At 69.6% G+C, this 6,151-nt stretch carries 6 protein-coding genes; all 6 read left to right on the top strand.

Annotated features, from left to right (window positions below; all coding sequences use genetic code 11):
- Positions 1 to 78: 78 nt before the first annotated feature.
- The 6 genes from ACFU95_RS08880 to pgi all read left to right on the top strand — a co-directional run bounded on the left by ACFU95_RS08880 (position 79) and on the right by pgi (position 6,080).
- Positions 79 to 1,290 (top strand): phosphoglycerate kinase, encoded by a 1,212-nt coding sequence (locus ACFU95_RS08880; protein WP_383823839.1) that lies wholly within the window; start codon positions 79 to 81, stop codon positions 1,288 to 1,290.
- Positions 1,291 to 1,295: 5 nt separating this feature from the next.
- Positions 1,296 to 2,072, top strand: a complete 777-nt coding sequence (tpiA, locus tag ACFU95_RS08875) for a triose-phosphate isomerase (RefSeq protein ID WP_383823837.1) — start codon at positions 1,296 to 1,298, stop codon at positions 2,070 to 2,072.
- Between the two features lie 110 nt (positions 2,073 to 2,182).
- Positions 2,183 to 2,413, top strand: a complete 231-nt coding sequence (secG, locus tag ACFU95_RS08870) for a preprotein translocase subunit SecG (protein WP_029181151.1) — start codon at positions 2,183 to 2,185, stop codon at positions 2,411 to 2,413.
- A gap of 199 nt (positions 2,414 to 2,612) precedes the next feature.
- Positions 2,613 to 2,948, top strand: a complete 336-nt coding sequence (locus tag ACFU95_RS08865) for an RNA polymerase-binding protein RbpA (RefSeq protein ID WP_003957010.1) — start codon at positions 2,613 to 2,615, stop codon at positions 2,946 to 2,948.
- Between the two features lie 137 nt (positions 2,949 to 3,085).
- Complete coding sequence (locus ACFU95_RS08860; RefSeq protein WP_383823834.1) at positions 3,086 to 4,372, top strand: MFS transporter; 1,287 nt, start codon at positions 3,086 to 3,088, stop codon at positions 4,370 to 4,372.
- Between the two features lie 52 nt (positions 4,373 to 4,424).
- The gene (pgi, locus tag ACFU95_RS08855) at positions 4,425 to 6,080 is read left to right on the top strand and encodes a glucose-6-phosphate isomerase (protein WP_383823831.1); all 1,656 of its coding nucleotides are present in this window, start codon (positions 4,425 to 4,427) and stop codon (positions 6,078 to 6,080) included.
- The last annotated feature ends 71 nt before the right edge of the window (positions 6,081 to 6,151 follow it).

Here is a 6,151-nt window from a genome sequence, read left to right as displayed (position 1 = left end):
TGCAGATCAGACCTGTTGGATCACGAGCGCTTCCGAGCGATCACGAGAGATCACGAGCCCTCCTCAGGAGTTCCCTTCATGAAGACGATCGACGAACTTCTCGCCGAAGGCGTCGCCGGCAAGCGGGTCTTCGTCCGCGCCGACCTGAACGTGCCGCTGGACGGCACCTCGATCACCGACGACGGCCGTATCCGCGCCGTCCTGCCCACCGTCGAGGCACTGGCCGAGGCGGGTGCCCGGGTGGTCGTCGCCTCGCACCTGGGCCGCCCCAAGGGCGCCCCGGACCCCGCCTTCTCCCTCGCCCCGGCCGCCGCGCGCCTCGGGGAACTCCTCGGCGCCGACGTGGCGTTCGCGACCGACACGGTCGGCGAGTCCGCCCAGGCCGTGGTCGCGGGCCTCGCCGACGGCCAGGTCGCGGTCGTCGAGAACCTCCGTTTCAACGCCGGCGAGACCAGCAAGGACGACGCCGAGCGCGCCGCCTTCGCCGACCGGCTCGCCGCCCTCGCCGACGTCTACGTCGGTGACGGCTTCGGCGCCGTGCACCGGGGGCACGCCTCCGTGTACGACCTCCCGGGCAGGCTTCCGCACTACGCCGGCTACCTCATCGCGAACGAGGTCGCCGTCCTGAAGAAGCTCACCGCCGACGTCAAGCGGCCGTACGTCGTCGCGCTCGGCGGCGCCAAGGTGTCCGACAAGCTCGCCGTCATCGACCAGCTCCTCAGCAAGGCCGACCGGCTGCTCATCGGCGGTGGCATGGCGTACACCTTCCTCAAGGCCAAGGGCCACGAGATCGGCGCCTCCCTCCTCCAGGCGGACCAGATCCCGGCCGTCACCGAGTACCTGGAGCGCGCCGAGAAGAACGGCGTCGAGATCGTCCTGCCGGTCGACGTCCTGGTCGCCGCCGAGTTCCCGGACCTGAAGACCAAGGCCCCGGCCAACCCCACGACCGTCGCCGCGGACGCCATCCCCGCCGACCAGCAGGGCCTGGACATCGGTCCGGAGACCCACAAGCTGTACGCCTCGAAGCTCGCCGACGCCGCCACCGTCTTCTGGAACGGTCCCATGGGCGTCTTCGAGCACCCCGACTACGCCGAGGGCACCAAGGCGGTCGCCCAGGCCCTCGTCGACTCCAAGGGCTTCACCGTGGTCGGCGGTGGCGACTCCGCCGCGGCCGTCCGCACCCTGGGCTTCGACGAGACCGCATTCGGCCACATCTCGACCGGTGGCGGCGCCTCCCTCGAATACCTCGAGGGCAAGACGCTCCCCGGCCTCGCCGCACTGGAGGACTGAACCTGATGAGCACGCGCACGCCGCTTATGGCGGGCAACTGGAAGATGAACCTCAACCACCTCGAGGCCATCGCCCACGTCCAGAAGCTCGCCTTCGCCCTGGCCGACAAGGACTACGACGCCGTCGAGGTCGCCGTCCTGCCGCCCTTCACCGACCTGCGCTCCGTGCAGACCCTGGTCGACGGCGACAAGCTGAAGATCAAGTACGGCGCCCAGGACATCTCGGCCCAGGACTCCGGTGCCTACACCGGCGAGATCTCCGGCTCCATGCTGGCCAAGCTGAAGTGCACGTACGTGGCGATCGGCCACTCCGAGCGCCGCCAGTACCACGCCGAGACCGACGAGATCGTCAACGCCAAGGTCAAGGCCGCCTACAAGCACGGCCTCACCCCGATCATGTGCGTCGGCGAGGAACTGGACGTCCGTGAGGCCGGCAACGCCGTCCCGCACACGCTCGCCCAGGTCGAGGGCGGTCTGAAGGACCTCCCGTCCGAGCAGGCCGAGACCATCGTGATCGCCTACGAGCCCGTCTGGGCCATCGGCACCGGCAAGGTCTGCGGCGCCGAGGACGCCCAGGAGGTCTGCGCCGCCATCCGCGGCAAGGTCGCCGAGTTGTACTCGCAGGAGCTGGCCGACAAGGTCCGCATCCAGTACGGCGGCTCGGTGAAGTCGGGCAACGTCGCCGAGATCATGGCCCAGGCCGACATCGACGGCGCTCTGGTCGGCGGTGCCTCGCTGGACGCCGACGAGTTCGTCAAGATCGTTCGGTTCCGCGACCAGTGAGTATGCGGTAACGGCGATCCGTCGTACCCTTGCGGGGGCCGGAGGCTTTCAAAAGGAGCTTCGGCCCCCGTCGTCTATCCAGATCCGAGGAAGTTGGTCCAGCCGTGGTTATGGGGTTCTCGATCGCCCTGATCGTCTTCAGCCTGCTGATGATGCTGCTGGTGCTGATGCACAAGGGGAAGGGCGGCGGCCTCTCCGACATGTTCGGTGGCGGCATGCAGTCGTCCGTCGGTGGTTCCTCGGTCGCAGAGCGCAACCTCGACCGGATCACCGTTGTGGTTGGTCTTCTGTGGTTCGCGTGCATCGTCGTACTCGGCATCCTGATGAAGGTGAACAACTGACCGGGACGCACAATCCGCACGTAAGGCCCCATGTTCGGTACGCGCAGCTGAGCGCGGCCTATCATGGGGCTTGCGTCTAGGTGTGAGGGCTCTGTAACTCCAATCACTGGACGCGCGTTGGGCCTTACGTAGACTGAGGCGCTCGCAGCGAAGCGAAGCCGACTCGCTTTGCGGCACCATCACGCAGGGAGTTACGACCGTGGCAAGTGGCAACGCGATCCGAGGAAGCCGGGTCGGGGCGGGGCCGATGGGCGAGGCCGAGCGCGGCGAGTCCGCGCCGCGTCTCCGCATCTCCTTCTGGTGCTCCAATGGGCACGAGACGCAGCCCAGCTTCGCCAGCGACGCGCAGGTGCCCGATACCTGGGACTGCCCGCGCTGCGGCTTCCCCGCCGGACAGGACCGGGACAACCCGCCGGACCCGCCGCGCACCGAGCCCTACAAGACGCACCTGGCGTATGTACGGGAACGGCGCAGCGACGCGGACGGCGAGGCGATCCTCGCCGAGGCACTCGCCAAACTGCGGGGCGAAATCTAGGAGTTGAGGACCGGCCGGGCGCCCACGGGTGCCTGGCCGGACCTGTATGACGCACCGGTCTGCCGGTGGCGGCCTCCCGCTCCGAGGCCGATTGTCAGTGGTGCCCTCTACGGTTTGTGTATCGATCTTCTGCATCGATGGACCGAGGGGGAGTTGTGACGACGGCTGACGCTGTGGGAGTGCGTGCGCCCGCGTGGCGCGGGGGGTTCGGGCGGCTGTGGAGCGCCGCCGTGCTCTCCAGCTTCGGTGACTCCCTGCGTACGGCCGCCCTGCCGCTCCTCGCCGTGACGCTGACCGACCGGCCGCTGCTCATCGCTGCGGTCACCGCCTGCGGCTATCTGCCGTGGATCGTCTTCGGGCTGCTCGGCGGTGCCGTCGCCGACCGGGTGGACCAGCGGCGCGCGATGTGGACGGTGGACGCGTTACGGGGACTGCTGGTCGCCGCGTTCGCGGTGGCCGTGGCGCTCGGGCACGCCTCGATCGGCCTGCTCATCGCGCTGGCTTTCACCCTGACCACACTCCAGACGCTGTTCGACAACGCCGCCACGGCCCTGCTCCCCGTGCTGGTCGACCGAGACGCCCTCGGCAGCGCGAACGCCCGCCTGATGACCGGCCAGCGCATCGCCGGCGGACTGGTGGGCGGGCCGTTCGTGCCGGTGCTGCTGGCGGCGGGGGCCGCCGTTCCCTTCGCGGCCGACGCCGGTACCTACCTGGTGGCGGCCGCGCTGGTGGCCTCGCTGCCGACCGAGGCGCCCGAGCGGAAGCCGGCGCCCGCGGGCAGCACCCTGCGCCGGGAGATCGCGGAAGGCCTGCGAACCCTGTGGCGCGACCGGGCCCTGCGGGGCCTGTGCGCCGCCACCGCCCTGTGCAACATCGGTATGGGCGCCCAGCTCGCCACCCTGGTCGTCCTGGTGACCGGGTGGCTGGACGCCGGTCCGGTGGGATACGCGGCGGCGGGCGCCGCGTTCACCGTCGGGGGTCTGGCCGGGGGAGTGGTGAACGGCCGGATCGTGAAGCGACTGGGCACGATCCGGGCCGTGCTGCTGGCCGGTTCGGTGCAGACCGCGTCCCTCGTCGTCATGGGCACCGTGCGCAGCCTGGCGCTGCTGGTGGCCGCCATGGTCGTCTTCGGGCTCATGGGCATGGTGTGGAACGTCAACACGACGACGCTCATGCAGCGGCGCAGCCCCGCCGGGCAGCTGGGCCGGGTGGCCTCGGCCTTCCGGACCCTGGCCTTCGCCGGAGTACCCCTCGGCGCCCTGCTGGGCGGCGCCGTCGCCACCGCCTGGGGACTCAACACCCCGCCCCTGCTCACGGCGGCCTTCTTCGTGCTGGCCCTCACCGCGCTGATACCTGTGCGCGAGCCGGACGTATCTGTTGTCGCGCCGGACGACGACGCCGCAACGGCTCGCGACCCGCGCTGATCAACTAGGTTGGAACAGCTGGGACAGGCACGAAAGAAGGCTGAAGTCGGACATGAACGCAGACGGCCGTACCAGGCTCAACCAGACGCCCGAGTGGACCGCCCTGGCCAAGCACCGCGAGGAGCTCGGCGACGTGCGGCTGCGGGAGCTGTTCGCCGCCGACCCGGGCCGCGGCGCGGGGTACACGCTCCAGGTCGGCGACCTGCACATCGACTACTCCAAGCACCTCGTCACCGACGAGACGCTGCGGCTGCTGCGGGAGTTGGCCGCCGCGACGGACGTGTTCGGGTTGCGGGACGCCATGTTCCGCGGCGAGAAGATCAACACCACCGAGGACCGCGCCGTGCTGCACACCGCGCTGCGCGCATCGCGTGACGCGGTGATCGAGGTCGACGGGGAGAACGTCGTCCCGGGGGTGCACGCCGTCCTCGACAAGATGGCCGACTTCGCCGAGCGGGTCCGCTCCGGAGCCTGGACCGGCCACACCGGCAAGCGCATCCGGAACGTCGTCAACGTCGGCATCGGTGGTTCCGACCTCGGCCCGGCGATGGCGTACGAGGTGCTGCGCAGCTACACCGACCGCGGCCTCACCGTTCGCTTCGTGTCGAACGTCGACGGGGCCGACCTGCACGAGGCCACGCGTGACCTGGACGCGGCGGAGACGCTGTTCGTCATCGCCTCGAAGACCTTCACCACCATCGAGACGATCACCAACGCCACCTCGGCCCGCAACTGGCTCCTCACCGGGCTGAACGCCGGCCCCGAGGCCGTCGCCAAGCACTTCGTGGCTTTGTCGACGAACTCCGAGAAGGTCGCCGACTTCGGCATCGACACGGTCAACATGTTCGAGTTCTGGGACTGGGTGGGTGGCCGCTACTCGTACGACTCGGCGATCGGCCTGTCCCTGATGATCGCCATCGGGCCGGACAGCTTCCGGGAGATGCTCGACGGCTTCCGGACCGTCGACGAGCACTTCCGCACCGCGCCCGCGGAGTCCAATGTGCCGCTGCTGCTGGGTCTGTTGGGCATCTGGTACGGCAATTTCCACGACGCCCAGTCGCACGCGGTGCTGCCGTACAGCCACTACCTGTCGAAGTTCACGGCGTATCTGCAGCAGCTGGACATGGAGTCCAACGGCAAGTACGTCGGCCGCGACGGCCGGGAGGTCGACTGGCAGACCGGGCCGGTCGTGTGGGGCACGCCGGGCACCAACGGGCAGCACGCGTACTACCAGTTGATCCATCAGGGCACCAAGCTGATCCCGGCGGACTTCATCGGCTTCGCCGAGCCGGTCGCCGAGCTGAGCGAGGAACTCAAGGCGCAGCACGACCTGCTGATGGCGAACTTCTTCGCGCAGACGCAGGCGCTGGCCTTCGGCAAGACGCCGGAGGAGGTGCGCGCCGAGGGGGTGCCCGAGGAGCTGGTGGCGCACAAGACGTTCAAGGGCGACCACCCGACCACCACGGTCCTCGCGCGCGAGCTGACCCCGTCGGTGCTCGGTCAGCTGATCGCGTTGTACGAGCACAAGGTGTTCGTGCAGGGCGCGGTGTGGAACATCGACTCCTTCGACCAGTGGGGCGTCGAGCTCGGCAAGGTCCTCGCCAAGCGCGTCGAGCCCGCGCTGACCGAGGGCGCCGAGGTGCCGGGGCTGGACGCGTCGACGAAGGCACTGGTCGCCACGTACCGGGAGTTGCGCGGCCGGCGGTGACGGGGGCGCCTGGGATCGCTGATACGGGACGCGGGCGGGGCGTGGTCGTCCGCTTCCCGTAGACTTCCCCG

Origin of the sequence: Streptomyces sp. NPDC057623 (assembly GCF_042800355.1) — a bacterium.
In the GTDB taxonomy this organism is placed as follows: domain Bacteria; phylum Actinomycetota; class Actinomycetes; order Streptomycetales; family Streptomycetaceae; genus Streptomyces.
The sequence above is the reverse complement of the archived record's forward strand: the minus strand, read 5'-3'. Positions and strand labels throughout refer to the sequence as shown.

Bases quoted from the DNA above. Each gene is read 5' to 3' on its own strand.
- ACFU95_RS08880 (WP_383823839.1), top strand. From the start codon at position 79: ATGAAGACGATCGACGAACTTCTCGCCGAAGGCGTCGCCGGCAAGCGG.
- tpiA (WP_383823837.1), top strand. From the start codon at position 1,296: ATGAGCACGCGCACGCCGCTTATGGCGGGCAACTGGAAGATGAACCTC.
- secG (WP_029181151.1), top strand. From the start codon at position 2,183: ATGGGGTTCTCGATCGCCCTGATCGTCTTCAGCCTGCTGATGATGCTG.
- ACFU95_RS08860 (WP_383823834.1), top strand. From the start codon at position 3,086: ATGGACCGAGGGGGAGTTGTGACGACGGCTGACGCTGTGGGAGTGCGT.
- pgi (WP_383823831.1), top strand. From the start codon at position 4,425: ATGAACGCAGACGGCCGTACCAGGCTCAACCAGACGCCCGAGTGGACC.